This is a genomic window from Acidovorax kalamii (assembly GCF_002245625.1).
GTDB lineage: Bacteria > Pseudomonadota > Gammaproteobacteria > Burkholderiales > Burkholderiaceae_C > Acidovorax > Acidovorax kalamii.
This window is the reverse complement of the sequence record NZ_NOIG01000006.1, coordinates 360,262-375,442: the sequence shown is the minus strand read 5'-3', so window position 1 is coordinate 375,442 and position 15,181 is coordinate 360,262. Positions and strand designations below refer to the sequence as shown.

Annotated in this window: 19 protein-coding genes; 11 read left to right on the top strand and 8 right to left on the bottom strand. The window is 67.5% G+C overall.

Annotated elements, in window-relative coordinates; genetic code table 11:
* Positions 1-10: 10 nt before the first annotated feature.
* The 3 genes from CBY09_RS10540 to CBY09_RS10530 are packed head-to-tail and all read right to left on the bottom strand — an operon-like array spanning position 11 to position 2,296.
* Positions 11-715, bottom strand: a complete 705-nt coding sequence (locus CBY09_RS10540) for a nitroreductase (RefSeq protein WP_094289220.1) — start codon at positions 713-715, stop codon at positions 11-13.
* An 8-nt stretch (positions 716-723) separates the two neighbouring features.
* Positions 724-1,131 carry a polyhydroxyalkanoic acid system family protein gene (locus tag CBY09_RS10535; RefSeq protein WP_094289218.1) on the bottom strand — a complete coding sequence of 136 codons (408 nt, stop codon included), beginning with the start codon at positions 1,129-1,131 and terminating at the stop codon, positions 724-726.
* Entirely contained in the window at positions 1,124-2,296 is a 1,173-nt protein-coding gene (locus tag CBY09_RS10530; RefSeq protein ID WP_094289216.1) for an aminopeptidase, read from the bottom strand. Before CBY09_RS10530 ends, CBY09_RS10535 begins: the two co-directional genes overlap by 8 nt.
* Before the next feature lie 82 nt (positions 2,297-2,378).
* On the opposite strand from CBY09_RS10530, the gene CBY09_RS10525 reads away from it, so the two are divergent.
* Complete coding sequence (locus CBY09_RS10525; RefSeq protein WP_094289446.1) at positions 2,379-3,053, top strand: DNA-3-methyladenine glycosylase I; 675 nt, start codon at positions 2,379-2,381, stop codon at positions 3,051-3,053.
* Between the two features lie 4 nt (positions 3,054-3,057).
* On the opposite strand, the gene CBY09_RS10520 is transcribed toward CBY09_RS10525, so the two are convergent.
* From CBY09_RS10520 to phnF, 5 genes are read right to left on the bottom strand one after another with little or no spacing between them, the layout of a single operon-like run.
* Positions 3,058-4,257, bottom strand: coding sequence for an MFS transporter (locus CBY09_RS10520; RefSeq protein WP_094289214.1), 1,200 nt, complete (start codon positions 4,255-4,257; stop codon positions 3,058-3,060).
* A 39-nt stretch (positions 4,258-4,296) separates the two neighbouring features.
* Positions 4,297-4,719, bottom strand: coding sequence for an arsenate reductase (glutaredoxin) (arsC, locus tag CBY09_RS10515; protein WP_094289212.1), 423 nt, complete (start codon positions 4,717-4,719; stop codon positions 4,297-4,299).
* Positions 4,716-5,330 (bottom strand): phosphonate metabolism protein/1,5-bisphosphokinase (PRPP-forming) PhnN, encoded by a 615-nt coding sequence (gene phnN, locus CBY09_RS10510; protein WP_094289210.1) that lies wholly within the window; start codon positions 5,328-5,330, stop codon positions 4,716-4,718. Before phnN ends, arsC begins: the two co-directional genes overlap by 4 nt.
* The gene (locus CBY09_RS10505; protein WP_094289208.1) at positions 5,327-6,055 is read right to left on the bottom strand and encodes a DUF1045 domain-containing protein; all 729 of its coding nucleotides are present in this window, start codon (positions 6,053-6,055) and stop codon (positions 5,327-5,329) included. Before CBY09_RS10505 ends, phnN begins: the two co-directional genes overlap by 4 nt.
* Complete coding sequence (gene phnF / locus CBY09_RS10500; RefSeq protein WP_094289206.1) at positions 6,042-6,824, bottom strand: phosphonate metabolism transcriptional regulator PhnF; 783 nt, start codon at positions 6,822-6,824, stop codon at positions 6,042-6,044. Before phnF ends, CBY09_RS10505 begins: the two co-directional genes overlap by 14 nt.
* A 75-nt stretch (positions 6,825-6,899) precedes the next feature.
* Between phnF and phnG the strand changes: the two genes are divergently transcribed.
* The 10 genes from phnG to phnD all read left to right on the top strand — a co-directional run bounded on the left by phnG (position 6,900) and on the right by phnD (position 15,160).
* Positions 6,900-7,412 (top strand): phosphonate C-P lyase system protein PhnG, encoded by a 513-nt coding sequence (gene phnG / locus CBY09_RS10495; protein WP_094289204.1) that lies wholly within the window; start codon positions 6,900-6,902, stop codon positions 7,410-7,412.
* Positions 7,409-8,047, top strand: coding sequence for a phosphonate C-P lyase system protein PhnH (phnH, locus tag CBY09_RS10490; RefSeq protein ID WP_094289199.1), 639 nt, complete (start codon positions 7,409-7,411; stop codon positions 8,045-8,047). The genes phnG and phnH overlap by 4 nt, the downstream gene beginning before the upstream one ends.
* A gap of 2 nt (positions 8,048-8,049) precedes the next feature.
* Positions 8,050-9,153, top strand: coding sequence for a carbon-phosphorus lyase complex subunit (locus CBY09_RS10485; RefSeq protein ID WP_094289197.1), 1,104 nt, complete (start codon positions 8,050-8,052; stop codon positions 9,151-9,153).
* Positions 9,150-10,070, top strand: a complete 921-nt coding sequence (locus CBY09_RS10480) for an alpha-D-ribose 1-methylphosphonate 5-phosphate C-P-lyase PhnJ (RefSeq protein ID WP_094289195.1) — start codon at positions 9,150-9,152, stop codon at positions 10,068-10,070. The genes CBY09_RS10485 and CBY09_RS10480 overlap by 4 nt, the downstream gene beginning before the upstream one ends.
* Entirely contained in the window at positions 10,067-10,528 is a 462-nt protein-coding gene (locus CBY09_RS10475; RefSeq protein ID WP_094289193.1) for a GNAT family N-acetyltransferase, read from the top strand. Before CBY09_RS10480 ends, CBY09_RS10475 begins: the two co-directional genes overlap by 4 nt.
* Positions 10,525-11,313: a phosphonate C-P lyase system protein PhnK gene (gene phnK / locus CBY09_RS10470; protein ID WP_055399975.1), complete on the top strand. Its 789-nt coding sequence runs from the start codon at positions 10,525-10,527 to the stop codon at positions 11,311-11,313. Before CBY09_RS10475 ends, phnK begins: the two co-directional genes overlap by 4 nt.
* Positions 11,310-12,044, top strand: coding sequence for a phosphonate C-P lyase system protein PhnL (gene phnL, locus CBY09_RS10465; RefSeq protein WP_094289191.1), 735 nt, complete (start codon positions 11,310-11,312; stop codon positions 12,042-12,044). The genes phnK and phnL overlap by 4 nt, the downstream gene beginning before the upstream one ends.
* The gene (locus CBY09_RS10460; protein ID WP_056745671.1) at positions 12,041-13,195 is read left to right on the top strand and encodes an alpha-D-ribose 1-methylphosphonate 5-triphosphate diphosphatase; all 1,155 of its coding nucleotides are present in this window, start codon (positions 12,041-12,043) and stop codon (positions 13,193-13,195) included. The genes phnL and CBY09_RS10460 overlap by 4 nt, the downstream gene beginning before the upstream one ends.
* A gap of 111 nt (positions 13,196-13,306) precedes the next feature.
* Positions 13,307-14,167: a phosphonate ABC transporter ATP-binding protein gene (phnC, locus tag CBY09_RS10455; protein ID WP_094289189.1), complete on the top strand. Its 861-nt coding sequence runs from the start codon at positions 13,307-13,309 to the stop codon at positions 14,165-14,167.
* A gap of 45 nt (positions 14,168-14,212) precedes the next feature.
* A complete protein-coding gene (phnD, locus tag CBY09_RS10450; protein ID WP_055399982.1) occupies positions 14,213-15,160 on the top strand; it encodes a phosphonate ABC transporter substrate-binding protein in 948 nt (315 codons plus the stop codon).
* Positions 15,161-15,181: the final 21 nt, after the last annotated feature.

Sequence of the window (15,181 nt, the reverse complement as noted above, 5' to 3'; positions counted from 1 at the left end):
TCACCCCTTCTCAGTCCCTCCACACCACGCTACTCCCCGGGTCGGCACGGGTGGTGCGGAAATGGTTGGCCGGGTGCGCAGGGTCGGCCCTGCCAAACGAAATGCCGCAGACGATGCTGCGGTCCTTGCCAATGCCCAGCACCTCGCGCAGCACGCCAGGGTAGGACGCGAGCGCGGCCTGCGCGATGGAGCCCACGCCCAGGCTGTGCGCTGCCAGCATGAAGTTGCTCACATACGCGCCGCAGTCCACCGCGCCGTACACGCCGAGGGCCTCGTCGCTGGTGACGATGGCCACATGCGGCGCACCAAACATGGTGAAGTTCTGCGCGGCCTGGCGCGCCGAGGCTTCGCGGTCGCCCTTGGCAATGCCCAGAGCCTCGTACAGGCCCCAGCCGCATTCGCGCCGCCGTTCCTGGTACACGCCCCGGTATTCGCGGGGCCAGGGCAGATCTGGAGCCGGGGCGGCGGCCGCCATGTGCGCCTGGAGTGCACCGCGCAGGCGTTCCAGCGTGGCGCCGCTGGCAATGGTGAGCTGCCAGGGCTGCGCATTGCACCACGATGCCGTGCGCTGCGCAGTGGCCAGGATGGCGTCGATGGTGCTGCGGGGTAGCGGCTCGGGCAGAAACGCGCGGCAGCTGTAGCGGGTGTGGAGCAGCGTGGAGAGGGTGTCAAACGCCGGGCCGTGGGCGCTGGCCTCGTTCGCGGTGGAAGTCATGGCGGTGGTTAGGCCTTCTTGGCCTTGGCGGCAGGCTTGGCTGCTGCCTTGGGGGCTGGCTTGCCAGCCTCGGTGTCTGCCGCCGGTTTCTTCTTGTCGGCGGCGTGCTTCTTGGTTGCTGGGTGCGGCGCGTTGAGCAGCGCGTCCAGTTGCTCGCCAATCTCGGCCTCGATGCGGTCCTTGAAGGCGCCCAGCAAAAAGCCCAGTTGGGCCTTCATCTCGAACTGGTGGGCATCCACCAGCAGCGTGCCCTTGACGCCGGTGCGGGTGAAGGTGAGCAGGTCTTCCTTCTCGCCCTCTTCGTAGGTGCATTCCATGTCGAATTTTTCTTCGGCCTTCTCGGCCCAGGAGAAGGCGACCTTGCGGGCTTCCTTGAAGCCCAGGTGGTGTTCGCGGTGGATATGAATGTCAGGCACCGGCTGTCTCCTTGAGGTGTTGGGGGTCAGGTATAAGGGCGCGCAGCGCCGCGTGCCGCTCGGGCTGGGGCTGCTGCGCCAGTTGTCGTACGGCATCATAAAACCGGGGCCAGTCGCGGTCTTCGCGCTCAAACAAGGCTTCGAATGCGGGCACCAGTTCGTCGTAGGCGGCCTGGGCCGCAAAGCTGGCGTTGTTGGCCTGTGCCACCCAGCGGTCGTAACCGGCCACCTGGGCGGTGGTGGCCTGGGGCGCGGTGCCGCCCTGTGGTTGCAGCCAGCGCTCGCGCAGCGCGGCGTAGTCCGCTCTGAAACGCTGCATTGCTTCACTTTTGATAGCTGCTAACGCTTGATCATCGCGCGCAGAGGCCTCTTTTTGCTCATAAATGGCAGCCAGGTGAGCGCGTGTGGCCCGGGTCAGCGCGCGGAAGGCGCTGCGCCGCGCCTCGCTGGTGGCATAGGCTTCGCGCGCTGCGGGGGTGGATTGCGTGGCCAGCCACTGCGCCACGCCGATGCGCTCCACCGCTGTGGCAAAGGATTCGTTGAACAAGGTGTCGTTCTTGGCATAGACCACCTGGTGTGCCAGCTCGTGGAACAGCAGGCGCACGAAGTCGCCCTCGGGCCAGGCGATGAAGGTGGACAGCAGCGGGTCGCCGCCCGCCCAGTTCATGTAGCCCAGTGTGGAATAGGCAGGCACGCCGTACACCTCCACCTCCAGGCCCTGCGCGGCCAGCTCGGCGCCCTCGGCCTGCGCTGCCGCCTCGGTGAAGTAGCCCCGGTAGCCGATGCAGCCCGTCACCGGAAAGCACCAGGTGTGCAGCGTCAGCGAATAGGGCGGCGCAGCCACCACGTTCCATACGGCGGCGGATCGCTTCAGGTCGGCATAGCGGCGGTAGCTGGCGTTGTCGGGCAGGCCGAGTTCGGTGACCGCAAAAGCCCGCGCACGTTGCGCCAGCTGCAGCCGTTCGCGCAGGGCGGGCGAGATGTCTTTGCGCACCACCCAGTCGTCAATGGGTTCTGCGGCATGCAGGATCTGCATGTGCCCGCGCAGCGACTGCCAGTAGTAGCCCCACGCGTTGGAGGGGCCGGTGGTGCTGGCGCAGCCGCCCAGTACCAGGCAAAACATCAGGCTGAAGGTGGCCCGCAGGCGGGGAAGTGGCTGGCGCATGCAGTGCAGTTTATGGGCAGATCGGGCCCTTTGTACCCGCCCTGTCAGCAGCCTGGCTGTGGTGGTTTCTAGAATGCCGCGCATGACCCCTCCGACTGCTCAAGATCCTGCTCGCCCACCCGCACTGGCTGACGGCCTGTTTGCTGACGAAGCCGGCTGTCCGCGCTGCACCTGGTGCCAGGCCACGCCGCTGTACCGCCACTACCACGATACCGAGTGGGGCTTTCCGGTGGCAGACGACCGCAGGCTGTTCGAGAAGATCTGCCTGGAGGGTTTTCAGTCCGGCCTGAGCTGGCTCACCATCCTGAACAAGCGCGAGGGTTTTCGCGCCGCGCTCGCGAACTTCGAGGCCGAGCAGGTCGCAGCCTTCGGCCCGGCCGAGGTCGAGCGCCTGGTGCAGGACACGGCCATCGTGCGCCACCGGGGCAAGATCGAGTCCACCATCAACAACGCGCGCCGTGTGCTGGAGCTGCGGCGCGAGTTCGGCTCGCTGGCGCACTACGCCTGGCGCTACGAGCCGGCCGCTGCTGACCGGCCCGAGCGGCTCACGCGCGAAGTGGCGCGCACCCTGTCCACTTCGCCCGCATCCATTGCCATGTCCAAGGACCTGAAAAAGCGCGGCTGGAGCTTTGTGGGACCCACCACGGTGTACGCCTTCATGCAGGCGATGGGTCTGGTCAACGACCACCTGGAAGGCTGCCACTCGCGCCCCGCAGCGCTCGCGGCGCGGAAGGCGTTTGTGGTGCCGCGCGGTTGATCGTTCAGGCCCGCGCCACAGGACGCAGCAGCCACAGCGCTCCCAACGCGGCCAGGCCCAGCAGTGTGGTGAGCCACAGGGCCGCTGCCCCGGCGCTGTCCAGCAGCATGCCAAACAGCACTGGTGCAAACGCCTGTGCCACGCGGGCGGGCACCATCATCAGGCCCTGGCGGGCGCCATAGCCTGCTGGCCCAAACAGCACCAGTGGCAGCGTGCCCTTGGCAATGGTCAGTATCCCGTTGCCTGCCCCGTGCAGCACGGTAAATACTGCCGCAGCAGGCCCGCCCAGCACCATCAGCAGGCCCGCGCCCACGGGGTGTGTGGCGGCAGCCAGCTGGGCCGACAGCAGCGGGTGCAGGCGGCGCAGAAAACTAAACTCCAGCAGGCGTGCCGCCACCTGCGCAGGGCCCACCAGCGCGGCCATAGCCACTGCCGCCTGCAGCGATGTGCCACTGGCCTGCAGCAGGCGCGGCAGGTGGGCTGCCATGGCGGTGCTTGTGAACCAGGTGACCGCAAACACAAACGACAGCAGCACGGTGGTGCGCAGCGGGTGAGCGGCAGCGGACGGGGCGGGTGCAGCCGGTTCCGAGGTGTCCGCCACAGGTTCATCCCCCGAAGTTAGGTGCGGCTTCCTTGCGGTGTCGGCACGGGGCAGCCATCCATTGAGCGGCACGCCCACCAGCAAGTGCAATGCGGCCCAGCCCGCGCACGCGCCGCGCCAACCCCACTGCGTCTCCATCCAAGCCGACAGCGGCCAACCCACGGTGCTGGCAAACCCCGCGATCAGCGTGATGCCGGTAATGGCGCTGCGTGCGCCCTGACCGTACAGCCGCACCAGCGTGGCAAACGCAGCCTCGTACAGGCCCGAGCCCATGGCCACGCCCATCAGCACCCACGCGGCAAACAGGCCCACCGGGCCTTGCGCCAGGGCCATGCCCGCCAGAGCAGCTGCAAACAACAGGTTGGTGCCCACCAGCACCGGGCGGCCACCATGGCGGTCGATGGCCCGGCCCGCCAAGGGCCCGAGCAGCGCCGACACGATGAGCGCCACCGAAAACGCCGCGAACACGGTGGGCGTGGCCACACCCAGGTCGCGCGCCATGGGCGCGGCCAGCATGGCGGGCAGGTAGTAGGACGAGGCCCAGGCCAGCGTCTGGGCCGTGCCCAGGCGCGCCACGGTCCAGCGTTGTGACGCGGCACTCATGCCGCGCGGTGGGCCATGGTGGGGGCGCGCGAGATTGCCTCAGGCACGCTGGCCCTGCGCGTTGATGACGACTTCGCCATCCTCCTTGGTGAAGGCACCTTGCTGCGGTGCGGGCAGGATGTCCAGCACCTTCTCGGACGGGCGGCACAGCCGCGTGCCCAGGGGCGTGACCACGATGGGACGGTTGATGAGGATGGGGTGCTGCAGCATCGCGTCGATGAACTGGGCGTCGGTGACGCCCGGTGCGTCCAGCTGCAGCTCGGCGAAGATCGCCTCCTTGGTCCGCACAGCGTTGATCACCGGCTCGCCGGTCGCCGCAATCAGCGCCACCAGCGTGGCGCGGTCGGGCGGGGCTTTCAGGTATTCGATGACCTCGGGCTCCACGCCGCTGTTGCGGATCATGGCGAGGGTGTTGCGGGACGTGCCGCACTTCGGGTTGTGATAGATCGTGATGGTGGTCATGGCGTGCTGGAAAGGATGGGAGCGATGGGCGAAAGTTTGCCACTGCGCCGGGGCCAGCCCGGCAAATTTTCCAGCGCGTTCAGCAGCCGCTGGCCCGCATCGACCAGCGCGCCGTCGTTGTGCACCTCCAGGCTGGCAGCATCCGGGGGCGGGGTGTAGGCCAGCGCGCGCTGCACCCGGGCCTTCACCTCTTCGCGCGTCTCGCGGCCGCGCAACAGCAGGCGCTCGCGCAGCACCTGCGGGCTGGCGGTGATGTGCACGGCCACCAGGTCCGGGAACCGCACCAGGGCCTCAGGCAGGTAGGCGCGAGAGCCATTGAGCAGCACCCAGTGGCCCTGCGCCAGCGGCGCCAGTTGCGCATGCCGCACGCCGTAGCGCAGGCCGTTGGCCTGCCAGTGCAGGGCAAAGGCGTGCTCGCTGCACAGCGCAACAAACGCTTGGGGGGAAACGCCCTCATGCGCTTCGCCACCGGACGTGGCAGCACGGCTGATGGTGCGCTGCGCCCAGTGCACGGGGCTGGGCTGGGGCAGGTGCGCGCGCAGCCAGTCCAGCAGGCTGTCCTTGCCCGCGCCCGAGGGGCCCATGCAGTAGACCAGCCGACCGGCTGTCATGCGCCCATCTCCATGTGGTCTAGCAGCACAAAGTCTGCGCCGGGCGTGGGCTCTGCGAACAAGGCGAGGCTGTTGAACTTCAGGATGGGAAGGTCCGAGAAAAATTCCTGCGCGGCCTCGAACACCAGCGACTGCGTGGGTGCGTCTACCTGCGCCAGGCTGCCGGTGAGGGACATGTGAAAGCGGAACTCGTCCAGCACAAACGGGTAGCCCCATTGCTGCAGCAGCGCGTCCTGCCGGGCGGTGAGCCCGGCTGCGCGGCGCCGGGCCAGGTCATCCTCGGACAGGGGCGCGGCCAAGGGCTGCAGCGCCGTCACGCAGGTGGCGGCGGTCTCCTGGATCTGCGCATTGGCGGGGTGCAACGCCGGGGGCACCAGCGCCAGAAAGTCGTCGATGCGTTGCACCTGCAGCGGCGGCAGCACAAAGGGTTGCAGCCCGCGCGCCACCTCCTGCACGGTTTGGTGCAGCGTGATCCAGTCGGTGCCGGGCGCCAGTGCAAACGGCGCCTTGAGCGTGGCGTGCCAGCCGTAGCGGCGGGGTGCTGCGGTCAGGCGGTGCAGCGCGTCGGCCGCCACGCCGTCGATGGCGAGCTGCTGCAGCGGCTGCAGCAGCGCGGCGCAGCGCCCCAGCCAGTGGCTGCCGGCCAGCCAGCCCAGGCTGCCCGGGTTGGGCGCAAAGTAAACCGCATAGCGGTGGTGGGTGGGTGGCATGTCAGGCGTGTTCATTGTGGTCAATCGTCAGTTTCACGCGGTCGCCCGCAAACCAGGCGCGGGCCCATTCGATGGGCGTGCCTGCCAGGTCCACGTTCAGGCTCTCCACCTGCAGCACGGGGCGTGACGCGGGCTGGCGCAGCTGGGCAGCTACTTCGGCGCTGGGCAGCTCGGCGGTGATGCGGCTTTCGCGGCGCGTGTAGTCGGCCACGCCATGGGCGGTGAAGCCTGCAGTGATGGAGCCGGTCTCGCGCACCACGGCCGCCAGGTTCTCGAAGCGGGGCAGGGGAAAGTAGCGCTCGCTGATGTGCAGGGGCTGGCCCTCGGCGTCGCCCCGCACGCGCAGCGCCAGCAGCGGGCTGCGCGCGGGCACCTGCAGCGCCTTGGCCAGCGCCGCCGTGGCGCGCGTGGTCTGGGCCTGCAGCACCACCAGGCTGCCGCGCAGACCGGCCTGCGCCAGACCTTGCTGGTGGCGCGTGCGCTTGCCCAGCACCAGGTCCACCGCAAAGTCTTCCACATAGGTGCCGCTGCCCTGCGTGATGCGCACCAGCCCCTGGCTGCACAGGCTGGCGAGCGAGCGGCGGATGGTGTGGCGGTTCACGCCGAACTGCTCGGCCAGCGCGTGTTCCGAGGGCAGTCGCTGGCCTGGCGGATAGACGCCGCTGCCGATGGCCTCGGCCAACTCGGCGGCTATGCGCGTCCAGAAGCTGTCGCGCGCAGGGCGCAGTGGTGGTGCTTGCGGGACCTGCAACGGGGTCGTGAGAGAGGTGGTGCTGGCTGTCATGAAACCTACATGCGCGCTCTTTAAGCTGGCGCCAGTTGTTCAATTTGTCTATACAACTTTCAGGGTACCACTTCCATGTTTCAAGCCTTTGACAACCCGGGGCCGGGCCGCCCCCTGGGCCGCGCGCAGTGGATGGCGCTGCTGGCCCGGGCGCCGCTGGGGCTGCTCGAATCTGCGTTGCACGAGCACGCCACGCGCCCCGCGCGCTGGCTGCGTGCACCAGAGACCGGCCTGATGATGGTGCAGGGCCGCGCCGGTGGCACGGGCGAGCGCTTCAACCTGGGCGAGGTCACCGTCACCCGCTGCGCGCTGCGCGTGGCCGACGCATCGGACGCCGCCGAGGCCACTGTGGGCGTGGCCTACGTGCTGGGCCGGTCGCACCGCCAGGTGCAGCTGGCGGCCCTGGCCGATGCGCTGCTGCAAGACCCTGTTCAGCAGCCGGTGCTGGACGCACAACTGCTCGAACCCATCCGCAACCACCTGCGCCACACCCAGGCCGAGCGCCAGGCGCGGGCTGCCAGCACCAAGGTGGACTTCTTTACCGTGGCGCGCGAGAGCGGTGCCGACAACGACGAGGACACCGAATGAGCACGACCCCGTTGGCATCGCTGGGTGCCGGATTTTCGAATGAAGCCTTTGGCAGCCAGGCGGTGTTCCGCGCGGTGCTGCAGGCGCTGTCGCACCCCGGCCGCACGGTCGCGGTCGAACACGATGCGCAGGCTCCTGCCGTGGGGCATTCCGCATCGGCTGCCGTGCTGCTGGCGCTGCTCGACAGCGACTGCACCTTGTGGCTCTCGCCCAAGCTGGCAGCCAGTGATGCCGGTGCCTGGCTGCGCTTTCACACAGGCTGCACTGTGGTGGCCGACGCTGCGCAGGCTCGTTTTGTGTGGGTGGCGCAGGGTGATGCGCTGCCTGCCCTGAACCGTCTGGCCCTGGGTACCGACATCTACCCCGATCAGTCAGCGACTTGCGTGGTCGATGTATCGCGTGCCGCCACCACGGTGGACGCGAGTGATGCGTGGCACTTGCGTGGCCCCGGCATCCAGGAGGTGGCGGCCTTGCAGGTGGATGGTTTGCCCGACGACTTCGAGGCCCAGTGGGCGGCCAACCATGGAGTGTTTCCACGCGGTGTGGATCTGCTGCTGGCCACTGCAGACCACATCGTGGGTCTGCCACGCACCACGCGGGCAACGCGCGGTGCCACTGCCCTTCAGGAGGCCTGAGCATGTACGTAGCCGTCAAAGGCGGAGAAGCCGCCATTCTCAACAGCTACCAGTTGCTGGCCCGCCAGCGCCGGGGCGATGCCGCACAGCCTGAACTCTCGGTAGCGCAGATCCGCCAGCAGCTCAAGCTGGCTGTGGACCGGGTAATGACCGAGGGCTCGGTGTATGACCCCGAACTCGCCGCACTCGCCATCAAGCAGGCAGCGGGCGACCTGGTGGAAGCCATCTTCTTGCTGCGCGCCTACCGCGCCACGCTGCCGCGGCTGGGCACCACCTGCCCGCTGGATACCAGCTGCATGGCGTTGGACCGGCGCATCTCCGCGACCTTCAAGGACCTGCCCGGCGGGCAGGTGCTGGGCCCCACGTACGACTACACGCAGCGACTGCTGGACTTCAAGCTGCTGGCCGAAGGCACAGTGACGCCGCCAGCCGCTGCGGCAGCTGCGGTGCCACCTTGCCCCACACCCCGTGTGGTGGACCTGCTCAACCAGGAAGGCCTGATCGAGACCCGCCCCGTGCCCCCGGGCGATCCGGCGCCCAGGGACCTGACCCGCGAGCCACTGCGCTTCCCTGCCAACCGCGCCACACGTCTGCAAAACCTGGCGCGCGGGGATGAGGGCTTCTTGCTCGCCATGGCGTATTCCACACAGCGCGGCTACTCGCACTCGCACCCGTTTGTGGGTGAGGTGCGCTTGGGCACGGTGGCGGTGGAGATCGAACCCGAAGAGCTGGGCTTTGCCATCGACATTGGCGACATCGAGATCACTGAATGCGAAATGGTGAACCAGTTTGCGGGCAGTAAGAGCCAGCCCCCGCAGTTCACGCGCGGCTACGGCCTGGCGTTTGGCCACAGCGAGCGCAAGGCCATGGCCATGAGCCTGGTGGACCGCGCCCTGCGTGCGGATGAGTTGGGCGAACCCGTCGAGTCCCCCGCGCAGATGCAGGAATTTGTGCTGGGCCATAGCGACAGCCTCGAAGCCTCGGGCTTTGTGCAGCACCTGAAGCTGCCGCACTACGTGGACTTCCAGTCCGAGCTGGAGCTGGTGCGCAAGATGCGCGCCGCTGCCGCCCACCCCACAACCACCGCCGAGGAGGATGCCGCATGAACGCGCCCATGGAACCCGCCGTGATGGGCCTGCCCGCCGACGCCGCCCCGGTGGACGGCCACTTCAACTTTGCCTACCTGGACGAGCGCACCAAGCGCATGATCCGCCGCGCCATCCTCAAGGCGGTGGCCATTCCCGGCTACCAGGTGCCGTTTGGCTCGCGCGAAATGCCCCTGCCATACGGCTGGGGCACAGGCGGCATCCAGGTCACGGCATCCATCATCGGCCCGCAGGACTGCCTCAAGGTCATCGATCAGGGTTCGGACGACACGGTCAACGCGGTCAACATCCGCCGCTTCTTCGAGCGCACCACGGCCGTGGCAACCACCACCCGCACGCGCGAAGCCACGCTGATCCAGACGCGCCACCGCATCCCCGAGACGCCGCTGGCCGAAGGCCAGGTCATCGTCTACCAGGTGCCCGTGCCCGAGCCCATGCAGCGCCTGGAGCCGCGCGAGACCGAGACACGCACCCTGCACGGCCTGGCCGAGTACGGGCTCATGCACGTCAAGCTCTACGAAGACATCGCGCGCTACGGCCACATCGCCACCACCTACGACTACCCCGTGCTGGTCAACGGCCGCTATGTGATGGCGCCGTCGCCCATCCCCAAGTTCGACAACCCCAAGATGCACATGAACCCCGCGCTGCAGCTGTTTGGCGCGGGCCGCGAAAAGCGCATCTACGCCGTGCCGCCCTACACGCCGGTGGAGAGCCTGGGTTTTGAGGATCACCCGTTCGAGGTGCAGCGCTGGGATGCTGCGTGCGCGCTGTGTGGCGCCACCGACAGCTTTCTGGACGAGGTCATCACCGACGACCAGGGCGGCCGCATGCATGTGTGTTCGGACTCGGACTACTGCCAGGAGCGCCAGGCGCAGAAGGCCGAAACGGCGCGGGTGGAAGGCGGCGCCGCATGAGCACCGTGCACATCCGCGAAGCCCGGCAGGCAGACCTGGAGAGCGTGCTGGCGCTGTATGCCGCCATTGAAGACAGCCCGGCCGACGTGCTGACCCTGGAAGAAGCCCAGGCCGTGTGGTCCCAGTTCGCCCGCTACCCCAGCTACCGCCTGTGGGTGGCCTGCGACCCCGCGCAGCACGGCGCCGTGGTGGGCACTTATGCGCTGCTCGTCATGCACAACCTGGCGCACCGGGGCACGCCCTCGGCCATCGTGGAAGACGTGGTGGTGGCACAGGACCAGCAGGGCCAAGGCATTGGCCGCCAGATGATGGCCCACGCCATGCAGCAGGCGCGCGACGCGGGCTGCTACAAGCTCGCGCTCTCGTCCAACGCCCGCCGCAAGGGCGCGCATGCCTTCTATGAATCCTTGGGCTTTGCGCAGCATGGCCTGAGCTTTGTTGTCGAGACCCTCACATGAATCACCCCGAACCTTCTGCGCCGCTGCTGAGCGTGCGCAACGTCAGCAAGCGCTATGGCGACCGCGTGGCGCTGCAAGGCGCGTCCTTTGACCTGTGGCCCGGCGAGGTACTCGCCGTGGTGGGCGAGTCGGGCTCCGGCAAGTCCACGCTGCTCAACGCCATTGCAGCACGCAGCGCCCCGGACGAAGGCACGGTGCAGTTCCGCCAGCGCAGCGGAGAGCTGCAGGACATCTATGCCATGACCGAAGCGCAGCAGCGTCTGCTGGCCCGCACCGACTGGGGCTTTGTGCACCAGAACGCGGCAGACGGCCTGCGCATGGATGTGTCCGCCGGTGCCAACGTGGGCGAGCGCCTGATGGGCCTGGGCGAGCGCCACTATGGCCGCTTGCGCGCCACGGCCACCGAATGGCTGCAGCGTGTGGAGATCGACGCGGCGCGCATCGACGACGCACCACGCACGTTTTCGGGCGGCATGCGCCAGCGCCTGCAGATTGCGCGCAACCTGGTCACGCAGCCCCGCCTGGTGTTCATGGACGAACCCACCTCGGGCCTCGATGTATCAGTGCAGGCGCGCCTGCTGGACCTGCTGCGCCAGCTCACGCGGCAGATGCAGTTGGCGGCCATTGTGGTCACGCACGACCTTGCCGTGGCACGCCTGCTGGCCCACCGCATGGTGGTCATGCAACGCGGCCGCGTGGTGGAGGCTGGCCTGACCGACCAGGTGCTTGACGACCCGCAACACCCTTACACCCAGCTCCTCGTTTCTTCGGTACTGCAGCCATGAACCAGCCCCCTTCCATTGCGCCCATTCTCCAGATGCAAGGAGTGGCCAAGCGCTTCACCCTGCACCACCAGAACGGCATCGAACTGCCCGTGCTCGCCCAGGTGGACCTGGCCGTGCAGCCCGGTGAATGTGTGGTGCTGGACGGCCCCTCGGGGATGGGCAAGAGCACGCTGCTCAAGATGATCTACGCCAACTACCGGGTCAATGCAGGGAGCATCACCGTGCGCTCGGCCAATGGCGCCGTGGTGGATGTGACGCAGGCCACGCCGCGTGCGCTGGTGCAGCTGCGGCGCGACACCGTGGGCTATGTGAGCCAGTTCCTGCGGGTCATCCCGCGCGTGTCGGCGCTGGACGTGGTGGCCGAACCACTGGCGGAAGACGCCGGAGACGACCCTGTGGGCATCGAGGTCGCGCGCGAGGCCGCCCGCCAGTGGCTGACCCGCCTGCGCATTCCCGAGCGGCTGTGGCATCTGCCACCCGCCACGTTCTCCGGCGGGGAGCAGCAGCGCATCAACATCGCCCGCAACATGATCAAGCCCAAGCCTCTGTTGCTGCTGGACGAGCCTACCGCATCGCTCGACGCGGCCAACACTGAAACGGTGATTGCCATGATTCGCGAGGCCGTAGCGCGCGGCGCGGCCCTGGTGGGCATCTTTCATGATGCGCAGGTGGGCGCCGCCGTGGCCACGCGCCGCGTGAACGTGGGTGACTTCCGGGGAGCATCGGCATGAATGCGACTGTGTTCAAGAACGCCCGCATGGTGCTGCCAGGCGAAGTGGTGTTGGGCAGCCTGCACGTGGATGGCGGGCGCATTGCGTCGCTGGACAGCGGGGCCACCGCGGCCTTGCAAGGCATCGACCTGGGGGGCGACTACCTGCTGCCCGGGCTGGTCGAAATCCACACCGACAACTTTGAGCGCCACCTGATGCCGCGCCCCAAGGTGCAATGGGCCGAGATGCCCGCACTGCTGGCGCACGACGCTGAGATTGCGGCCGCAGGCATCACGACGGTGCTCGACGCTCTGGGCGTGGGCGAGGCCGACGTGGACAGCCTGCGCGGCAGCGCCTGGAACCGCGTGCTCGACACCATCGACACCTGCACCGAACGCAACCTGCTGCGGGCCGACCACCACCTGCATGTGCGCTGCGAGCTGCCTGCGCCCAACACCATCGACCTGTTCGAGCCCTTCCACGGGCACCCGCGCCTGTCGTTGATCTCGCTGATGGACCACACCCCAGGCCAGCGCCAGTGGGAGAACATCGAGCAGGCGCGCACCTACTACACCGGCAAGAAGGGCTGGAGCGCCGAGAAATTCGAGCGCCAGGTGGCGCACGCGGCCACGCTGCAGGCGCAGTACGCCGAGCCCCACCGTGCGTACTTCGTGGATTACTGCCGCACACACGGCATCTCGCTGGCCAGCCACGACGACACCACGGTGGCCCATGTGGAGCAGGCCCATGCCGAAGGGGCCGCAATGTCGGAGTTCCCGACCACACTGGCCGCAGCCCAGGCTGCGCACGAACGTGGCTTGCTCACCGTGATGGGCGGGCCCAACGTGGTGCGTGGTGGTTCGCATTCGGGCAACGTGGCAGCGGCCGACCTGGCGCGCAGGGGGCTCTTGGACATCCTCTCGTCCGACTATGTGCCCGGCAGCCTGCTGAGCGCGGTGATGCGGCTGGTGCAGGACGACATCCTGCCTCTGCCACAGGCCGTGGCCACCGTCACCCACAACCCGGCCAAGGCGGCGGGCATGCTGGACCGGGGCGCGCTGGCGCCCGGCCTGCGCGCCGACCTGGTGCAGGTGCACATGGCCGAGCTGCCCGATGGCGGCCGCCAGGCCGTGGTGCGTGGGGTGTGGCGCGAAGGGCAGCGCGTCCTGTAGAGCGCGTGCAAGTCTTTCCTGACATCCAAACTTCTCCCAACTGTCAAAGCATTGTCACGCCCCGCAACCAAACTCCGGTTGTCTAGACGACTTAACCCCGAGGAGGCTGCCATGACCGCCGCACTGCACATCCACCAACTGAACAAGCATTTCGCCAACGGCAAACACGCCCTGCGCGACATCAACCTCACCGTGCAGCGCGGCGAGATGGTGGCGCTGATTGGTGCCTCGGGATCGGGCAAGTCCACCTTGCTGCGCCACGTGGCGGGCCTGGTGGTGGCCGATGCGTCCAGCGATTCGCTGATCGAAGTGGATGGCCGCTGCGTGCAGCAGGCGGGGCGCATTCACAGTGACATCCGCAAGGTGCGTTCGCAGGTGGGCTTTGTGTTCCAGCAGTTCAACCTGGTGGACCGACTGCCCGTGCTGATGAACGTGCTGGTGGGCCTGTTGCACCGCACGCCCTGGTGGCGCGGCTGGCTGCGCATGTTCAAGCCGCAGGAGCGTGCGCTGGCGCTGGAGGCGCTGCACCGCGTGGGCATTGCCGAATGCCATGCACAGCGTGCGTCCACCTTGTCCGGCGGGCAGCAGCAGCGCGCGGCCATTGCACGCACGCTGGTGCAGGGCGCCAAGGTGGTGCTGGCCGACGAGCCCATCGCCTCGCTGGACCCCGAATCCTCGCGCAAGGTCATGGACATCCTGGCCCGCATCAACCGCGAGGACCGCTGCACCGTCATCGTGTCGCTGCACCAGGTAGATGTGGCCATCAAATACTGCCCCCGCGTGGTGGCGTTGCACCACGGCCAGGTGGTGTACGACGGCCCATCGGCGGCCCTCACGCCCGCACTGCTGCGCAGCCTCTATGGCGTGCACGCCGACGAAATTCTGTCGGATGCAGCGGGTGCCCCACCAGCACCCGTGCATGCCCCAACACCCGTCCCGCAGTGGACGCCCGCCATGGTCCAGGCCGCCTGAACGGTCTTTTGTTTCTTTTCAATTCCTTTCTCTGGAGCTTTCAACATGTTCAAGAAACTGTGTGCCGCCCTGACGATCGGGCTGGGTTTGACCACGGGCGCGTTGGCCCAGGACATCAACTTCGGCATGATCTCGACCGAGGCCTCACAAAACCTCAAGGCCGACTGGCAGCCCCTGCTGGATGACATGGCCAAGCAGACCGGTCTGAAGATCAATGCCTTCTTTGCGTCCGACTACGCAGGCCTCATCGAAGCCATGCGCTTCAACAAGATGCAGGTGGCTTGGCTGGGCAACAAGTCGGCCATGGAAGCCGTGGACCGCGCCAATGGCGAAGTCTTCGCGCAGATGGTGAACGCAGACGGCACGCAGGGCTACTACTCGCACCTCATCGTGCACAAGGACAGCCCCCTGGCCACCCTGGATGACGTGCTCAAGAACGGCAAGTCGCTGAGCTTTGGCAACGGCGACCCCAACTCCACCTCGGGCTTCCTGGTGCCCGGCTACTACGCCTTTGCACAGAACAAGATCGACGCGAAGACGCACTTCAAGATCACGCGCAGCGCCAACCACGAGACCAACGCGCTGGCCGTGGCCAACAAGCAGGTGGATGTGGCCACCAACAACAGCGAGAACCTGGAGAAGATCAAGGAGCGCCAGCCCGAGAAGTTCAAGGACATCAAGATCGTCTGGACCTCGCCCCTGATTCCGCTGGACCCGCTGGTGATGCGCAAGGACTTGCCCGAGGCCACCAAGACCAAGATCCGCGACTTCTTCTACAACTACGCCAAGACCGATGCGCGCGAGAAGGAGATCGTGATGAAGATCTCCAAGCTCTCGGGCTTCAAACCATCGACCAATGCCCAGCTCACCCCCATCCGCCAGCTAGACCTCTTCGGCAAGCGCAACAAGATCGAGGCCGACGCGACGCTGGCCGATGCTGACAAGAAGACCCGCCTGGCCGAGATCGACCAGCAGCTGGCGTCGTTGAAGTAATCCGTAGGTTTCTTGTTGCGA

What these genes read in the sequence shown, in the direction of transcription:
- CBY09_RS10540 (WP_094289220.1), bottom strand. Translation starts at nt 715, where the DNA reads ATGACTTCCACCGCGAACGAGGCCAGCGCCCACGGCCCGGCGTTTGAC.
- CBY09_RS10530 (WP_094289216.1), bottom strand. Translation starts at nt 2,296, where the DNA reads ATGCGCCAGCCACTTCCCCGCCTGCGGGCCACCTTCAGCCTGATGTTT.
- CBY09_RS10525 (WP_094289446.1), top strand. Translation starts at nt 2,379, where the DNA reads ATGACCCCTCCGACTGCTCAAGATCCTGCTCGCCCACCCGCACTGGCT.
- CBY09_RS10520 (WP_094289214.1), bottom strand. Translation starts at nt 4,257, where the DNA reads ATGAGTGCCGCGTCACAACGCTGGACCGTGGCGCGCCTGGGCACGGCC.
- arsC (WP_094289212.1), bottom strand. Translation starts at nt 4,719, where the DNA reads ATGACCACCATCACGATCTATCACAACCCGAAGTGCGGCACGTCCCGC.
- phnN (WP_094289210.1), bottom strand. Translation starts at nt 5,330, where the DNA reads ATGACAGCCGGTCGGCTGGTCTACTGCATGGGCCCCTCGGGCGCGGGC.
- CBY09_RS10505 (WP_094289208.1), bottom strand. Translation starts at nt 6,055, where the DNA reads ATGAACACGCCTGACATGCCACCCACCCACCACCGCTATGCGGTTTAC.
- phnF (WP_094289206.1), bottom strand. Translation starts at nt 6,824, where the DNA reads ATGACAGCCAGCACCACCTCTCTCACGACCCCGTTGCAGGTCCCGCAA.
- phnG (WP_094289204.1), top strand. Translation starts at nt 6,900, where the DNA reads ATGTTTCAAGCCTTTGACAACCCGGGGCCGGGCCGCCCCCTGGGCCGC.
- phnH (WP_094289199.1), top strand. Translation starts at nt 7,409, where the DNA reads ATGAGCACGACCCCGTTGGCATCGCTGGGTGCCGGATTTTCGAATGAA.
- CBY09_RS10485 (WP_094289197.1), top strand. Translation starts at nt 8,050, where the DNA reads ATGTACGTAGCCGTCAAAGGCGGAGAAGCCGCCATTCTCAACAGCTAC.
- CBY09_RS10480 (WP_094289195.1), top strand. Translation starts at nt 9,150, where the DNA reads ATGAACGCGCCCATGGAACCCGCCGTGATGGGCCTGCCCGCCGACGCC.
- CBY09_RS10475 (WP_094289193.1), top strand. Translation starts at nt 10,067, where the DNA reads ATGAGCACCGTGCACATCCGCGAAGCCCGGCAGGCAGACCTGGAGAGC.
- phnK (WP_055399975.1), top strand. Translation starts at nt 10,525, where the DNA reads ATGAATCACCCCGAACCTTCTGCGCCGCTGCTGAGCGTGCGCAACGTC.
- phnL (WP_094289191.1), top strand. Translation starts at nt 11,310, where the DNA reads ATGAACCAGCCCCCTTCCATTGCGCCCATTCTCCAGATGCAAGGAGTG.
- CBY09_RS10460 (WP_056745671.1), top strand. Translation starts at nt 12,041, where the DNA reads ATGAATGCGACTGTGTTCAAGAACGCCCGCATGGTGCTGCCAGGCGAA.
- phnC (WP_094289189.1), top strand. Translation starts at nt 13,307, where the DNA reads ATGACCGCCGCACTGCACATCCACCAACTGAACAAGCATTTCGCCAAC.
- phnD (WP_055399982.1), top strand. Translation starts at nt 14,213, where the DNA reads ATGTTCAAGAAACTGTGTGCCGCCCTGACGATCGGGCTGGGTTTGACC.